Origin of the sequence: Sphingosinicella sp., assembly GCF_052387495.1 — a bacterium.
Lineage (GTDB): Bacteria > Pseudomonadota > Alphaproteobacteria > Sphingomonadales > Sphingomonadaceae > Allosphingosinicella.
The window spans coordinates 1-14,051 of sequence record NZ_JBQTJC010000191.1; the positions used below are offsets into that span (position 1 = coordinate 1).

Genomic DNA, 14,051 nt, shown 5'->3' on the forward strand with positions numbered 1-14,051 from the left:
GCCTGCCGCGAGCTCGCCAAGAACCGCGGCATGATCGCCAGCTTCTCGCGCGCCCTGCTCGAGGATTTGCGCGCGGGGATGAGCGACGACGAGTTCGACCGCGCCCTCGGCGAGGCAATCGACGAAATCTACGAGGCATCGACCGACAAGGCCATGGTCTGACGCCGATTGGCGAGGCACGCCTCCCGATCTAGTATAAGCATGCGCCACGACGTCTCGTCAGGGCGTGGGGGGATTGCATGAGATTGATTCTATGGATGCTTGCGCTACTTGCGTGGCAGAGCCCGGCGCTGGCGTCGGCTGTGCCGACGCTGGCGACCGACGAGGCCGCGCGGATCAATGCCGAAATGGTGGCCTACGGCCAATGGCTGGTCCGCATCGGCGAGATCGAGGCGCCGGTGCAGCGCGAAATGGCGAGCCTTTCGCAAAACTGGGATGCCGCAATGTCGGGGCCAGGGGATACCAATGCTCGCCTGGCGCGCTTCCTGTCGACGGTCGAGCGCGCATATCAGGTGCTGGACGCCGCCGAGGCGCAGCTTACGGCGCTGGAGCTCCCGGAATTTCCCTTGCTCGATTTGTCGGAGGACGTGCGGCCTTCGACCATCTTGGGTCAGACGCGTCGGCTGAACCGTGAGGTCCGATCCCTGATGGGATCCTTCGTGTCGCTGGTGAGCGCAGCGGGCGCCAACGACCTGGCCGGAGTCTTGGTGGCAGGACGTCAAATGCGCCAGGGGCTGAGGCTGCTGCTGGAATCCCAGGCGCTGATGATCCGCGCTTCGCTGGCCACGGTTTCGCAGGAAGAGAGCACGTGGGAGATCATCAGCGTTCAGCTTCTCTATTTTCAGATTTCGCAGCGCGTTCTGGAAGCGTTACCCGATCTCTCGCGGCCGAATTTCGATGCGCAGCTCCCGCGCGACCTCGAGGATTTTGCGGTGGCGCTGGAGCGGGCAGCCGAAGCGGGCACCACCAAGCTCGACCGGGAAGTTGCCGAGTATGAGGCCGACCTGATCGATGCCGAGCGCCGGGGAGACCGGAGCGCAGCCTCGATCCTGCGTCGCACAATTGCGTTGATGGCCGTCGTTCGGCAGGTCTTTCCGCTCGCGCTCGACCTCGCGACCCTTGTACGGGCGGAGGCGGGGAATCAGGGCAGGATGACCCCGGAGGGCTTCTCTCAATTCTTCCTCCAGCTGCATCCCTTGCGAGCAAGGCTGGAGGCAATCATCACGGAAGAAAATGCGGCGATGGCGAGCGCCAATTGAGTCGGCGCCTCATTCGAGGCCGTCGAAAGTGAAGTGGAAGCGATAATCGGCGGGCGAGATTGGCGCGCCCGAGTGCCGTGCGGGCGTGACCTCGCGCAGCGCCAGCATCCCGTCGCCGACCTGGACCGATTGACCGAGGTCGAGGTCGAACACGCGGCGGCTCGCGCCGTCGTTCACTTGGGCGCGCAGCACGATTCGCCCCGCCCAGATGCAGGTGACGTCGACGGGACACCGACTGTCCTCGACTACTGCGCGCGGGGTGACCACGAGGTCGACGATCCGGACTGTCTCGCCGAGTGCGGCGGTATCGCCTTCGCGCGGCGCGGCAGCAACCGTCGTGCAGGCCGAGACGGCAGCGAGGAGCGGAACCAAGGTGCATCGCATGCGCCCCAATTGCCTCGGGGCTGCTGCATAGCCGCTGAACGGCGATTCCCGCTTCGATCCACCCGGCGCTCCGGCTAGGGAGGCCGGATGACCCCGTCTTGCCAGCTCTATCTGATCTCCCCGCTCGACGTTGGCGGCGCTTTCCCCGATCGATTGCGGGAAGCGCTCGGCGCCGGCCCGGTCGCGGCCCTCCAGTTCCGCGTGAAGGGGACCGATCAGCACGAAGCCGCGCGGCTGGCCGAGCCGCTGCAGGCGATCTGCGCCGCGCATGAGGTTGCCTTCATCGTCAACGACGACATGGCGCTCGCGAAGCGTCTCGGCGCGGACGGGGTCCACCTGGGGCAGGGCGACGGCGACCCGCGCGAGGCGCGCGCTCTGCTCGGCCCCAGCGTGCAGATCGGCGTCACCTGCCACGACAGCCGCCATCTCGCGATGGAGGCCGGGGAGGCGGGCGCCGATTACGTCGCCTTCGGCGCCTTTTTCCCGACCACGACCAAGGAGGTTCGGCACCGGCCCGATCTGGACATCCTGATCTGGTGGTCGAGCCTGTTCGAAATCCCCTGCGTCGCGATCGGCGGGATTACGCCGGAAAACGGCCGCCCGCTCGTCGAGGCCGGCGCCGATTTCCTCGCTGTCTGCGGCGGAGTCTGGAATCATCCCGAGGGGCCGGCTGCCGCGGTCCGAGCCTTCGGCGAGATTCTCAGCCAACCGGCCGCATGAAGCCCGGCGGCGGCGTCCAGGTTTCGGGCACGAACCGGTTCGCCCAGCGGCAATAGGCCTGGAGCACAGGCCAGAGCGCGCGGCCCTTTTCGGTGAGGCGGTATTCGTGGAGCAGCGGCCGCTAGATGTAGGGCAACAGTTCGACCAGCCCCTCGCGCTCCATGGCAGCGAGGCGGTCGGCCAATACGTTGGTCGTGATCCCCTCGGGCGAGCCGAGAAAGTCGCCGAACCGCGCCTTCCCGTTGATCATGTCGCGGACGATGACCAGTGTCCAGCGGTCGCCCACCAGATCGAGTGCGGAGGCGATCGGGCATCCGGAACGCGGCGCTTTCAGCTTCGGCATTAAATACTCACTTGCAAGTAACAAGAATCCTACTAGCCTTTCGAAGGATCGGCAAGGGATGGGCCGAGTCGCAAGGAGGACGGAATGAGCGAGCTGACGGGCGGGTGTCTGTGTGGAAACGTGCGGTACGCAGCCGGCGAGCCGATGGTGTGCGGTCATTGCCACTGCGTCGACTGCCGGAAGACCAGCGCGACCGGCCATGCGACGCATGCGATGGTGCCAGCGTCGGCCTTCGAGGTGAGCGGCGAGCTCGCCTGCTATGAGCGCCCGGCGGACAGCGGCAATGTCGTTGCGCGGCGCTTTTGCCCGACCTGCGGCAGCGCCGTCTTTTCCACCAACAGCGCCATGCCGGGCATGATCTTTCTGCGCGCCTCGAGCCTCGATGATCCGGACCGCGTCACGCCGCACATGGTGGTCTATGCGAGCCGCGCCCCGGCCTGGGACCGGATCGAGGGCATGACGAGCTTTCCGGAGATGGCGCCGCTCCCGGCTTAGGGCTAAATCGGGGCCAGCCGGAAACTCAGCTTTCCAGCGGCAGGCGGATCACCGCCAAATGGCCGTCCGGCAAGGCGGTGGTCTCGAGCCCCGCCGCGTCGCCGAAGCGGTTGGCGAGGCGCTGGCGGATGTTGGCGAGACCGATGCCGGTGCTCGGCCGCGACGGATAGACCTGCGAGACGGCTTCCGCGTCATCAGGCGATTCGTTGATCACGCTCAGCTCGAGCATCTCGCCGTCCGCCCGTGCCCGCACGTGGAGCCGGGTCACGCCCTTCGCCTTGGCGACGCCGTGCTTGATCGCATTCTCGACGAGCGGCTGCAGGATGAAGTTCGGCACGGGCGCGTCGGACAGGCCGGGGGCGACATCGATGGCCGCGTCCAGCCGCTCGCCGAAGCGCGCGGCCTCGATCCCGAGATAGGCGTCGATTGCGTCGATCTCCTCGGCCAACGGCACGTCGGCCATCGGGTCGGCGTTCAAGGAGGCGCGCAGGAAATCGCAGAGCCGGTCGATCATCTCCTCGGCTTCGCCCTTGCGGTCGAGATGGACGAGGCTGGAGATCGAATTCAGCGTGTTGAACAGGAAATGCGGGTTGAGTTGCAGGCGCAAGGCCGCCGCCTCGGCCCGGACAGCCGCTGCCTCCGCCCGGGCGGCGCGCGCCGTGCTCGCCTCGAACTTGGTGCTGAACCGTGCCGCCCAGAGCAGGGTCAGGGCCAGGCAGAAGGTCCACAGATAGAGGATGCCCACGGTGAACAGCCGCTGCAGATCGATCACCACCGCCCATTCCTGCCAGCTCGGCAGCAGGTTGAGCGCGAGCCAGCGCAGCCAATAGACGTCGAACAGGGCCTGGACGGCGGTGGCGCCGCAAATGGCGAGCCCGAACAAGGCCCAGCGCAGCAGCAGGTTCCGGCGCTGCAGCGCATGGCGCAGCCAGTCGAGCGCGAGGGTCAGCCCGACGCCGAGCGCGAACATCGGCATCGACGAGACGAAGTTGGTGCCGAGCGCGGCGCGGCCCATGATGAAGGCGAAGACGTCGACGAGGGCGTAGCCGAACGCCCAGATCACCAGCGCCGGGCCCAAAGCGGTCTGGCTCAGCTGCCGGCGCAGCCGTTCCATCGGGCGGCTGGCGTTCATCTTGTCTTCACTGGCGCGGGGGCACGCAGCTCACCAGCCGCTCCTCCCGGTCAAATTCGGGCCAGCGCACGGCGGCGCCAGTGCGGATCAACTCGCAACTGATATCGATGCCGTCGGGATTGCGGCAACTCGCGTCGACGCGGTCGTAAGACGGGCCGAAGGAGGCGCATTGCAGCCGCCCGACCGCGAGCCGGGTGAGCGCTGCTTTGGCTTCTTCGCCGGACATGCGCGGGCAGATCTCGGTCTGGCAGCTATTGTCGGGTTCGCGCGCTTCGATCCCGCGCAGCCGGACGGTAACCTGCCGGCCCTGGCCGTCGACCTCGGCGCAGTTGATCGGACCATCGCCGTCATAGACGCTGAGCACGGTGCACGAGAAATTGCTGCCGGCGGCGATGTTGACCTCGTCCGGCCGGATACTCTGCAGCACGCTGAAGCCGATGAAGATAAGCGCCGCGACGACGATGACGCCGATGACGAGCCCGCCCGCGCCGACCCTGCTCCGCAAACGCCCCCACATGCCCACGCAACTCCTTTGCCCCGCGCCTCTATATGCCGGAGGATGCGACCGCTCTCAACCGGGATCGGCACGGGAACGATGCAGGCGCGAAACGGGTTTTTCATTCATGCAAAGGCTGGCGTTAGGCACCGCGCTGATTATCATTTTGCTGGTGATCGTCCTGTTCGCCACCTTGTTCTGGTCCGCCTGGAACGCGGCGGGTGATTTGCCTCAGGACGGCGCGGCGCCGAGCGCGGCGGAGATCGACGCGGCCTTCCCGGCCGATCGGGGCGCGGTCGCGGTGGCGCCGTCCGGCCTCGCCATTCCGGTCGCAGGGATGCGGCCCGCCCAGCTGCTCGACACCTACAGCCAAGCCCGCGCCGGCGGCGCGCGCGTGCATGACGCGATCGACATCATGGCCCCGCGCGGCACGGCGGTGGTCGCGGCGGCCGACGGACTCGTCGAGCGGCTCTTCTTCAGCCGGGGCGGCGGCGGGATCACCGTCTATGTCCGCTCGCCCGACCGGCGCTGGAGCTACTATTACGCCCATCTCGAGGCTTATGCGCCGGGATTGAGGGAAGGCCAGCGCATTCGGCGCGGCGACCCGATCGGCACGGTCGGCAGTACCGGCAACGCCAATCCGGCGGGGCCCCACCTTCATTTCGCGATCCGCCGCATGGGGCCCACCGACCGTTGGCATCAGGGCATCCCGATCAACCCCTATCCGCTCCTTGCCGGAGGCGGCGCACCCCGCTAAAGCGCCCGCCAAACCTCTCCTATCAGCGAGCATCGTCATGAATATCAGCGGCGTGGACATTCGTCCCGGCAACATCATCGAATATGAAGGCGGCATCTGGCGCGCGGTGAAGATCCAGCACACCCAGCCCGGCAAGGGCGGCGCCTACATGCAGGTCGAGATGAAGAACCTCATCGACGGCCGCAAGAACAATGTCCGCTTCCGCTCGGCCGAGACGGTGGAGCGGGTCCGGCTCGACACCAAGGACTTCCAGTTCCTCTATGCCGAAGGCGACATGCTGACCTTCATGGACAAGGCCGATTACGAGCAGGTCTCGCTGCCCCGCGATTTGCTCGGCGACGCCGCCGCTTTCCTCCAGGACGGGATGGACGTGGTGATGGAGCTCTACAACGAGAAGCCGATCAGCGTGCAGCTCCCCGACACGATCGAGGCCGAGATTGTCGAGGCCGACGCGGTGGTGAAAGGTCAGACCGCTTCGTCGAGCTACAAGCCCGCCATTCTCGACAACGGCGTGCGCGTCATGGTCCCGCCGCACATCAGCGCCGGAACCCGCATCGTCGTCGACGTCTATGACCAGACCTACGTCCGCCGCGCGGACTGATCGGATTTACCTTGGTTAGCCATTCAGGCCTCATCACCGTCATGGAGCGCGCCGCGCGCAAGGCGGCGCCGCGCCTGCGCCGCGACTTCGGCGAGGTCGAGCAGCTCCAGGTGAGCCGCAAGGGCCCGGCCGACTTCGTCTCGATGGCCGACGAGCGCGCAGAGCGCACCCTCGTCGAGGAGTTGCGGCACGCGCGGCCCGACTGGGGCCTGCTGCTCGAGGAAGGCGGCGAGATCGAGGGCAACCCGGCCAAGCCGCGCTGGATGGTCGATCCGGTCGACGGCACCTCCAATTTCCTCCACGGCATTCCGCATTTCGCGATCTCGATCGCGGTGCAGGAACCGCGGCCGGGCGGACAGGGCTGGGGCGAGCTCAGCCACGGCCTCGTCTACCAGCCGCTGACCGACGAGAGCTTCTGGGCGGAGAAGGGCCGGGGGGCCTGGCTCCAGGACCGGCGGCTGCGCGTCTCCTCACGCCGTAACCTCGACGAGGCGCTGATCGCGACCGGCGTCCCCTACAAGGGTCATGGCGATCACGATCGCTTCCAGAAGATCCTCGCGGCGGTCGCGCCCGAAGTCGCCGGGATTCGTCGCTTCGGCTCGGCCGCGCTCGATCTGGCGTGGGTCGCCGCGGGCCGCTATGACGGCTTCTGGGAGGATGATCTTCAACCGTGGGATATTGCGGCGGGCCTGATCCTGGTGCGCGAGGCCGGCGGCTTCGTGACCGATTTCCGTGGCGGCGGCGCCGCCCTCGCCAAGGGCCAGGTGCTGGCCGGGAACGACCAGATCCACTCGCGCCTCCACAAGCTCGTCGCCGGCGCCTTGCGCTAGTCGCGCTGCTGCTCGCGACGGCCGCGCCGGCCGCCGCGCAGGACTGGCGGATTCCCGAAGGCCAGCTGCGCACCGCGATCGGCCAGGAGGCGATCGCCGAGCTCTTTCCGAACAGCGCCATGCTCGTCCGCCGCCAGCTCGCCGCGGCCCATTCGGTCCAGGACGCGGCGCGCGTCCGCGCCGGTCTCGCGCGCCTCGCCGAGCTCGGCTACGCGCCCTCGGCGGAGACGATCGAGTTGCTCGCGCGCTATGTGCCCGACGAGGACATGGCGGCGCTCCGCCTGCGCTTCGATGCGAGCCGGGCGGTCGTCCAAGGCAGCCGCCTCTTCACCACCATCCCCGCCAGCGGCCGCCTGATCGAGGGAATCGCCTGGGACGGGCGGCGGGACCGCCTGTTCGCCTCGTCCGTGGTCGGCCGCGAGCTGATCTACGGCGACGGCGAGAACTGGCGGAGCGTGCCGGGGCTCGACGCGGGCAGCCTGTTCGGCCTCGCCATCGACGACCCCCGCCGGCGGCTCTGGATCGCCTCCGGTGCGATCGATCAGACCCCTTCGCCGGAAACCGCCTTTCGCGGCCTGATCGCGCTCGATCTCGACGGGCTCCAGATCGTCCATCGGCTGGCGATCGAAGGGGAGGGCTCGCCCGCCGACATCCACGTCGCGCCGGACGGCACCGTCTATGCCGCCGATCCGGCGAACGGGACGATCTGGCGGGTCGGCGTCGGCGACACCGTCGCCTCGGTGATCGTGCCGCCGGGCCGCTTCGCCAATCCGCAGGGCCTGGTTCAGTCGGTCGACCGGCGGCGGCTCTACGTCTCGGACTACGTCCACGGGCTCGCGGTGGTCGATCTCAACAGCGGCGAGATTTCGCGGCTCGCCTCGGACGTCACGACGATGCTCGACGGGATCGACGGGCTCGCCCGCTACGGCGACGGGCTGATCGCGGTCCAAAACGGCACCAGCCCGCGCCGCATCCTCTATCTCGAGCTCGACCGTGACGGCCGGCGCATCACCCGCGTCGAGACGCTCGAAAGCGCCCATCCCGACTGGGGCGAGCCGACCCTGGGCGTCGTCCGCGGTAACCGCTTCCTCTATGTCGCCGACGCCCAATGGGAGCGCTACGGCGGCGGCGGCGCGCTCACCGGCGACGGCCCGACCCGGCCCACCGCGATCCGCGAGCTGAGCCTTCGCGGACGGAATTTCTGAAAGTCGTTGGAGAGCCGTTCCGGAGCCTTGCGTCCTCTCGGCGGGGGTCCTAAAGCGCCCGCAAATCCTTGGGTTTCCGGAGTCCTTCCCGATGGCGTCGGTCGCCGCCGACTATCTGCCGATCCTGCTCTTCCTGGCCGTCGCGCTGGGGATTTCGCTCGCGTTCGTCGTGCTGCCGATGATCGTGGCGAAGCTGACCGGCGCCTCGCGGCCCTATCCGGACAAGCTCGCCGAATATGAGTGTGGCTTTCCGGCCTTCGAGGACAGCCGAGCCCAGTTCGACGTCCGTTTCTACCTGGTCGCGATTCTGTTCATCATCTTCGATCTCGAGGCGGCCTTCCTTTTCCCCTGGGCGGTGACCGTGATCGGGCTCGGCTGGGCGGCCTGGTTCGCGATGATGATCTTCCTCGTCGAGCTCGCGCTGGGCTTCGCTTATGCGTGGAAGAAGGGGGCGCTCGAATGGGAGTGATCCTGGACGCCCGCGGGCAGCCGATGGCTTCGCCTGCCGACGGCGCGCCGCCCGATTCCTACGTCTTCAATCAGATCCAGTCCGAGGTTTCCGACAAGGGCTTCCTCGTCACGACGACCGAGGATCTGTTCCAGTGGGCGCGGACCGGCTCGCTCTGGTGGATGACCTTCGGCCTCGCCTGCTGCGCGGTCGAGATGATCCATGTGAACATGCCGCGCTACGACCTTGAAAGATTTGGCGCCGCGCCGCGCGCGAGCCCCCGCCAGAGCGACGTGATGATCGTCGCCGGGACGCTCTGCAACAAGATGGCGCCGGCCCTGCGCCGGGTCTACGACCAGATGAGCGAACCGCGTTACGTGATCTCGATGGGCAGCTGCGCGAACGGCGGCGGCTATTACCATTACAGCTACAGCGTCGTGCGCGGCTGCGACCGGATCGTTCCGGTCGACATCTACGTCCCCGGCTGCCCGCCGACCGCCGAGGCCCTGCTCTACGGCATCATGCAGCTGCAGCGGAAAATCCGCCGCGAAGGCACGATCGAGCGGTAGACGCATGCCGAGCCCCGCTCCCCTCGTTCCGGCCCGTGAGGGCATCATCGACGCGGTGAAGGCCGCGATCGGCGACGCCTTCCTGTCGGCCAGGGACGAGGTCGACGAGGTCTCGATCGACGTACGGCGCGAGAGCATCGCCGAGGTGCTGACCAAATTGCGCGACGAGCTCGATTATCAGCAGCTGATGGAGATCGCCGGAGTCGACTATCCGGAGCGGCCGGAGCGGTTCGAGGTGGTCTATCATTTGCTCTCGCTGACAAAGAACCACCGCATCCGCATCCGCGTCTCGACCGACGAGGACCATCCGGTGCCGACCGTGACGGCGGTCTTCCCCGTCGCCGGCTGGCTCGAGCGCGAGGTGTTCGACATGTACGGGGTGCTGTTCGAGGGCAATCCGGACTTGAGACGCATCCTCACCGATTACGGCTTTCGCGGCCATCCGCAGCGCAAGGATTTCCCGCTCACCGGCTATGTCGAGCTGCGCTATTCCGAGGAGCAGAAGCGGGTCGTCTACGAGCCCGTCCGCCTTTCCCAGGATTTCCGCAACTTCGATTTCCTCAGTCCGTGGGAAGGCGCCGAATATTATCTCCCCGGCGATGAGAAGGGCCGGCCCGAAGCGCCCGGCGCGCCGACGCCGCTGAAGGCGGACGAGGTGAAGAAATGACGGCCCCGACAGGCCGTCATCCCGGCGGAGGCCGGGATCTCAGCGGGGAGGGTTGTGCCCTCTTGTCCCGAGATGCCAGCCTTCGCTGGCAAGACGCGGGGGTGCGACATGGCTGAGTATCTCGAAGAGATAGCCGGCGAGACCGATGCCGCCGATCCCACCGTCGGCGACGTCGCGGTCGCCAATTACACGATCAATTTCGGGCCGCAGCATCCGGCCGCCCATGGCGTGCTCCGGCTCGTGCTCGAGCTGGACGGCGAGATCATCGAGCGGGTCGATCCCCATATCGGCCTGCTCCACCGCGGCACCGAGAAGCTCTGCGAGCACAAGACCTATCTCCAGGCTTTGCCCTATTTCGACCGGCTCGATTATTGCTCGCCGATGTGCATGGAGCACAGCTTCGTGCTGGCGATCGAGAAATTGCTCGGCCTCGAAGTGCCGCTGCGCGCGCAATATCTCCGCGTTTTCTTCGCCGAGCTCACCCGCATCTCGAACCATATGCTGAACCTCGGCAGCCACGTCATGGACGTCGGCGCGATGACGCCGAACCTATGGCTGTTCGAGCTGCGCGAAGACTGCATGAATTTCTACGAGCGCGCCTCCGGTGCCCGAATGCACGCCGCCTGGTTCCGCCCGGGCGGAGTCCATCAGGATGTGCCGCTCAAGCTGCTGACCGACATCGCCGACTGGCTCGACAATCGGGTTCTGGGATTGTTCGAGGATGCGATCAGCCTGGTCGCCGACAACCGCATCTTCAAGCAGCGCAACGTCGATATCGCCACGGTCTCGAAGGAAGATGCGCTCGCCTGGGGCTTCTCCGGGCCGATGATCCGCGCCGCCGGAATCCCCTGGGATTTGCGCAAGAGCCAGCCCTACGACGTCTACGACCGGATGGAGTTCGACGTCCCCGTCGGCACGCGCGGCGATTGCTACGACCGCTTCATGGTCCGCGTCGAGGAGGTGCGGCAATCGGTCCGCATCATGAAGCAGTGCCTCAACGAGATGCCGGACGGGCCGATCGCCAGCCTCGACCGCAAGGTCGTCCCGCCGAAGCGGGCCGAGATGAAGCAGTCGATGGAAGCGCTGATCCATCACTTCAAGCTTTACACCGAGGGCTTCCACGTTCCCGCCGGCGAGGTCTATGTGGCGACCGAGAGTCCCAAGGGCGAGTTCGGCGTCTATCTGGTCGCCGACGGCACCAACAAGCCCTACCGCGTGAAGATCCGCCCGACCGGGTTCAGCCACCTTCAGGCGATGGATTTCATGAGCCGCGGCCACATGCTCGCCGACGTCACCGCGATCCTGGGCGCGCTCGACATCGTCTTCGGGGAGGTCGACCGGTGATCTTTATCGTGGGCACCGTCATCGCCGCGCTTGTGATCCTTGGCTATTGGGGGGCCATCCTTTGGCTCGCCGGACGCGTTGATCGCAAACATCTCGAGCGCGAGCGCCTAACCCGAGTGTTCGGGGATGTGGATCGCTAATGGCCGCCAAGCGCCTTCCCGATACGCCCGAACTTCGCGAGCGCTGGGGGTCCTTCGCCTGGACGCCTGAAAACGAGGCGCAGGCGAAGACCGTCATCGGCCGCTATCCGCCCGGCCGGCAGCACAGCGCGATCATTCCTTTGCTCGATCTCGCCCAGCGCCAGATCGGCGCGGAGACGGAGACGCAGGGCTGGCTGCCGATTCCGGTGATCGAATTTGTCGCCGCCTATCTCGATATGCCCTACATTCGGGCCTACGAAGTCGCGACCTTCTACACGATGTTCAACCTCGCCCCGGTCGGCCGCTTCCACGTCCAGGTCTGCGGCACCACGCCCTGCATGCTGCGCGGCTCGGACGAGGTTCTCGCCGCATGCTACGCCCGCGGCATGAAGAAGGGTCAGACGACCGGGGACGGCCTGTTCACGCTCAACGAGGTCGAATGCCTCGGCGTCTGCGCCAACGCGCCGATGGTCCAGATCAACGACGACAATTACGAGGATTTGAGCTTCGACAGCATGGCGGCGATCCTCGACGCTTTGGCCAAGGGCGAAACACCGAAGCCCGGCCCGCAGATCGAGCGCCAGACCAGCTGCCCCGAGGGCGGCCCAACCACGCTTGCGGCGATGGTGGAGGAAAATCACGACTACAGGAGCGAGTGGTGATGCGGCTCGCGCTTGCCTCGCTCCTGCTGCTCGCCGCCTGCCAGAGCGGCGAAGAGACCAACAACCAGTCGGCCAATGTCGCCGCCCCGGCGCCCGGGCCGGAAACGCCGGCCGCCGCGGCCGAGCGGCTGGTTCGCGCCCGTATCGGTTCGGCCGGCGAAGCCCGCTTCGCGGATGCGAGCGCCGGCACCCGCGAGGGTGTCACAATCGTCTGCGGGGCCTACATGCAAGGCTCGGCGCGGCATCGCTACATCGTCATCAACGGCGAGGACGTCTTCATCGAGCCCGAAATGGGCCCGGGCGAGATGGCGCGCGCGGTGGCGGAATTCTGCGGCAACGGGGAGCGGGGCTGATGAGCGCGGGTACGAAGAGCACGATCGTCGCGATCATCGTCGCCCTGGTGGCTTTGTGGCTGCTCGTCGCGGTGATCAAGTTCGCGTTCAAGCTGCTCGCGGTCGGCATCGTCGTCGCGCTCGGCATCGGCGCCTATGTCGTCGCGCGGCGGATGATCGGGGGACGATGATGCTTGCGGCCATATTCGTCATCCCGGCGAAGGCCGGGATCTCGGGACAAGAAGTCTCGGCGCGTCTCGCTGAGACCCCGGCCTTCGCCGGGGTGACGATCTGTGGGGATCGTCATGCTCGCTGACAAGGACCGGATCTTCACCAACGTCTACGGCTTTCAGCCCTGGGGGCTGAAGGCGGCGCAGCAGCGCGGCGACTGGGACGACAACAAATCGCTGATGGCGAAGGGCCAGGATTCGATCATCGAGGAGATCAAGGCCTCGGGCCTGCGCGGCCGCGGCGGGGCGGGATTCCCGACCGGCATGCAGTGGAGCTTCATGCCCAAGGAGCCGGCGCCCGGCCGGCCCAATTTCCTCGTCATCAACGCCGACGAATCCGAGCCCGGCAGCTGCAAGGACCGCGAGATCATCCGCCATGATCCGCACAAGCTGATCGAGGGCGCCTTGCTCGCCGGCTTCGCGATGCGCGCCCGCGCCGGCTACATTTACATCCGCGGCGAGTTCATTCGCGAGACCGAGACGCTCGAGGCCGCGGTCGCCGAAGCCTATGAGGCGGGGCTGCTCGGCAAGAACGCGGCCAAATCCGGCTACGATTTCGACCTGTTCGTCCACCGCGGCGCCGGCGCCTACATTTGCGGCGAAGAGACGGCGATGCTCGAAAGCCTGGAGGGCAAGCCCGGCAAGCCGCGCCTCAAGCCGCCTTTCCCCGCGGGTGCAGGCCTTTACGGCTGCCCGACCACGGTCAACAATGTCGAATCGATCGCGGTGGTGCCGACCATCCTCCGGCGCGGCGCCGCCTGGTTCGCCGGCATCGGCCGGCCGAAGAACGAGGGCACCAAGCTCTTCCAGATTTCCGGCCACGTGAACCGCCCCTGCGTCGTGGAGGACGCGATGAGCGTGCCCTTCCGCGAGCTGATCGACCGCCATGCGGGCGGCATCCGCGGCGGCTGGGACAATCTGCTCGCCGTCATCCCGGGTGGCTCCTCGGTACCGCTCGTCCCCGCCGCCGAGATCGTCGACGCACCGATGGATTTCGACGGGCTCAAGGATCTGGGCTCCGGCCTCGGCACCGCCGCGATCATCGTCATGGACAAGTCCACCGACGTGGTGAAGGCGATCAGCCGCATCTCCTATTTCTACAAGCATGAGAGCTGCGGCCAGTGCACGCCCTGCCGCGAGGGCACGGGCTGGATGTGGCGGGTGATGGAGCGGCTGGTCGATGGCAATGCCGAGAGTCACGAGATCGACACCTTGCTCGACGTCACCAAGCAGGTCGAGGGCCATACGATCTGTGCGCTCGGCGACGCCGCCGCATGGCCGATCCAGGGCCTGATCCGCCACGTCCGCCCCGAGCTCGAGCGCCGCATCGCCGCCCGCCGCGGCCCCGGCGACGCGCCGCCGATCATGGAGGCGGCGGAATGAAAATGCTGTTGTTGTTTCTCGCTCTTGCCGCGGGCGCGCAGGAGCAAAGTGAGC

17 protein-coding genes and 3 pseudogenes are annotated in these 14,051 nt (G+C 67.1%); 16 read left to right on the forward strand and 4 right to left on the reverse strand.

The genetic code is table 11. The annotated features are described in order from the left end of the window. Nucleotides 1-162 (forward strand): annotated as a pseudogene (locus ACT4N8_RS10740) (fructose bisphosphate aldolase); the annotation flags it as partial. Nucleotides 163-239: 77 nt separating this feature from the next. After that, nucleotides 240-1,259, forward strand: coding sequence for a hypothetical protein (locus ACT4N8_RS10745; protein WP_444858121.1), 1,020 nt, complete (start codon nt 240-242; stop codon nt 1,257-1,259). 9 nt (nt 1,260-1,268) lie between these two features. Here ACT4N8_RS10745 and ACT4N8_RS10750 read toward each other — a convergent pair whose 3' ends face one another. Continuing rightward, nucleotides 1,269-1,643 (reverse strand): hypothetical protein, encoded by a 375-nt coding sequence (locus ACT4N8_RS10750; protein ID WP_444858122.1) that lies wholly within the window; start codon nt 1,641-1,643, stop codon nt 1,269-1,271. Nucleotides 1,644-1,730: 87 nt separating this feature from the next. Here ACT4N8_RS10750 and thiE point away from each other — a divergent pair, with 87 nt between their 5' ends. Next, the gene (gene thiE / locus ACT4N8_RS10755; RefSeq protein ID WP_444858123.1) at nt 1,731-2,363 is read left to right on the forward strand and encodes a thiamine phosphate synthase; all 633 of its coding nucleotides are present in this window, start codon (nt 1,731-1,733) and stop codon (nt 2,361-2,363) included. On the opposite strand, the pseudogene ACT4N8_RS10760 reads toward thiE, so the two are convergent. Continuing rightward, nucleotides 2,344-2,907, reverse strand: a pseudogene (locus ACT4N8_RS10760) (winged helix-turn-helix transcriptional regulator). The gene thiE and the pseudogene ACT4N8_RS10760 sit on opposite strands and share 20 nt — an antisense overlap. On the opposite strand from ACT4N8_RS10760, the gene ACT4N8_RS10765 reads away from it, so the two are divergent. Beyond that, nucleotides 2,791-3,201 (forward strand): GFA family protein, encoded by a 411-nt coding sequence (locus tag ACT4N8_RS10765; protein WP_444858124.1) that lies wholly within the window; start codon nt 2,791-2,793, stop codon nt 3,199-3,201. The pseudogene ACT4N8_RS10760 and the gene ACT4N8_RS10765 overlap by 117 nt on opposite strands. A 25-nt stretch (nt 3,202-3,226) precedes the next feature. Here ACT4N8_RS10765 and ACT4N8_RS10770 read toward each other — a convergent pair whose 3' ends face one another. Beyond that, nucleotides 3,227-4,333, reverse strand: a complete 1,107-nt coding sequence (locus tag ACT4N8_RS10770) for a sensor histidine kinase (RefSeq protein ID WP_444858125.1) — start codon at nt 4,331-4,333, stop codon at nt 3,227-3,229. A 7-nt stretch (nt 4,334-4,340) separates the two neighbouring features. Further along, the gene (locus tag ACT4N8_RS10775) at nt 4,341-4,850 is read right to left on the reverse strand and encodes a thermonuclease family protein (protein WP_444858126.1); all 510 of its coding nucleotides are present in this window, start codon (nt 4,848-4,850) and stop codon (nt 4,341-4,343) included. Between the two features lie 106 nt (nt 4,851-4,956). On the opposite strand from ACT4N8_RS10775, the gene ACT4N8_RS10780 reads away from it, so the two are divergent. The 12 genes and pseudogenes from ACT4N8_RS10780 (at nt 4,957) to nuoF (ending at nt 13,997) form a co-directional block, all read left to right on the forward strand. After that, complete coding sequence (locus ACT4N8_RS10780; RefSeq protein WP_444858127.1) at nt 4,957-5,586, forward strand: M23 family metallopeptidase; 630 nt, start codon at nt 4,957-4,959, stop codon at nt 5,584-5,586. 37 nt (nt 5,587-5,623) lie between these two features. After that, a complete protein-coding gene (gene efp, locus ACT4N8_RS10785; RefSeq protein WP_444858128.1) occupies nt 5,624-6,187 on the forward strand; it encodes an elongation factor P in 564 nt (187 codons plus the stop codon). 11 nt (nt 6,188-6,198) lie between these two features. After that, nucleotides 6,199-7,017 carry an inositol monophosphatase family protein gene (locus ACT4N8_RS10790; protein WP_444858129.1) on the forward strand — a complete coding sequence of 273 codons (819 nt, stop codon included), beginning with the start codon at nt 6,199-6,201 and terminating at the stop codon, nt 7,015-7,017. A gap of 119 nt (nt 7,018-7,136) precedes the next feature. Further along, nucleotides 7,137-8,222: an SMP-30/gluconolactonase/LRE family protein gene (locus ACT4N8_RS10795; RefSeq protein WP_444858130.1), complete on the forward strand. Its 1,086-nt coding sequence runs from the start codon at nt 7,137-7,139 to the stop codon at nt 8,220-8,222. A gap of 91 nt (nt 8,223-8,313) precedes the next feature. Beyond that, a complete protein-coding gene (gene ndhC / locus ACT4N8_RS10800; protein WP_444858131.1) occupies nt 8,314-8,691 on the forward strand; it encodes an NADH-quinone oxidoreductase subunit A in 378 nt (125 codons plus the stop codon). Further along, nucleotides 8,682-9,239: a NuoB/complex I 20 kDa subunit family protein gene (locus ACT4N8_RS10805; protein WP_444858132.1), complete on the forward strand. Its 558-nt coding sequence runs from the start codon at nt 8,682-8,684 to the stop codon at nt 9,237-9,239. Before ndhC ends, ACT4N8_RS10805 begins: the two co-directional genes overlap by 10 nt. Before the next feature lie 4 nt (nt 9,240-9,243). Further along, nucleotides 9,244-9,888 (forward strand): annotated as a pseudogene (locus ACT4N8_RS10810) (NADH-quinone oxidoreductase subunit C); the annotation flags it as partial. Nucleotides 9,889-10,014: 126 nt separating this feature from the next. Continuing rightward, the gene (locus ACT4N8_RS10815) at nt 10,015-11,250 is read left to right on the forward strand and encodes an NADH-quinone oxidoreductase subunit D (protein ID WP_444858133.1); all 1,236 of its coding nucleotides are present in this window, start codon (nt 10,015-10,017) and stop codon (nt 11,248-11,250) included. 139 nt (nt 11,251-11,389) lie between these two features. Further along, entirely contained in the window at nt 11,390-12,052 is a 663-nt protein-coding gene (gene nuoE / locus ACT4N8_RS10820) for an NADH-quinone oxidoreductase subunit NuoE (protein ID WP_444858134.1), read from the forward strand. Continuing rightward, the gene (locus ACT4N8_RS10825) at nt 12,052-12,405 is read left to right on the forward strand and encodes a hypothetical protein (RefSeq protein ID WP_444858135.1); all 354 of its coding nucleotides are present in this window, start codon (nt 12,052-12,054) and stop codon (nt 12,403-12,405) included. The genes nuoE and ACT4N8_RS10825 overlap by 1 nt, the downstream gene beginning before the upstream one ends. Next, nucleotides 12,405-12,575, forward strand: coding sequence for a hypothetical protein (locus tag ACT4N8_RS10830; RefSeq protein ID WP_444858136.1), 171 nt, complete (start codon nt 12,405-12,407; stop codon nt 12,573-12,575). Before ACT4N8_RS10825 ends, ACT4N8_RS10830 begins: the two co-directional genes overlap by 1 nt. Nucleotides 12,576-12,689: 114 nt before the next feature. Beyond that, nucleotides 12,690-13,997, forward strand: coding sequence for an NADH-quinone oxidoreductase subunit NuoF (nuoF, locus tag ACT4N8_RS10835; RefSeq protein ID WP_444858137.1), 1,308 nt, complete (start codon nt 12,690-12,692; stop codon nt 13,995-13,997). Nucleotides 13,998-14,051: the final 54 nt, after the last annotated feature.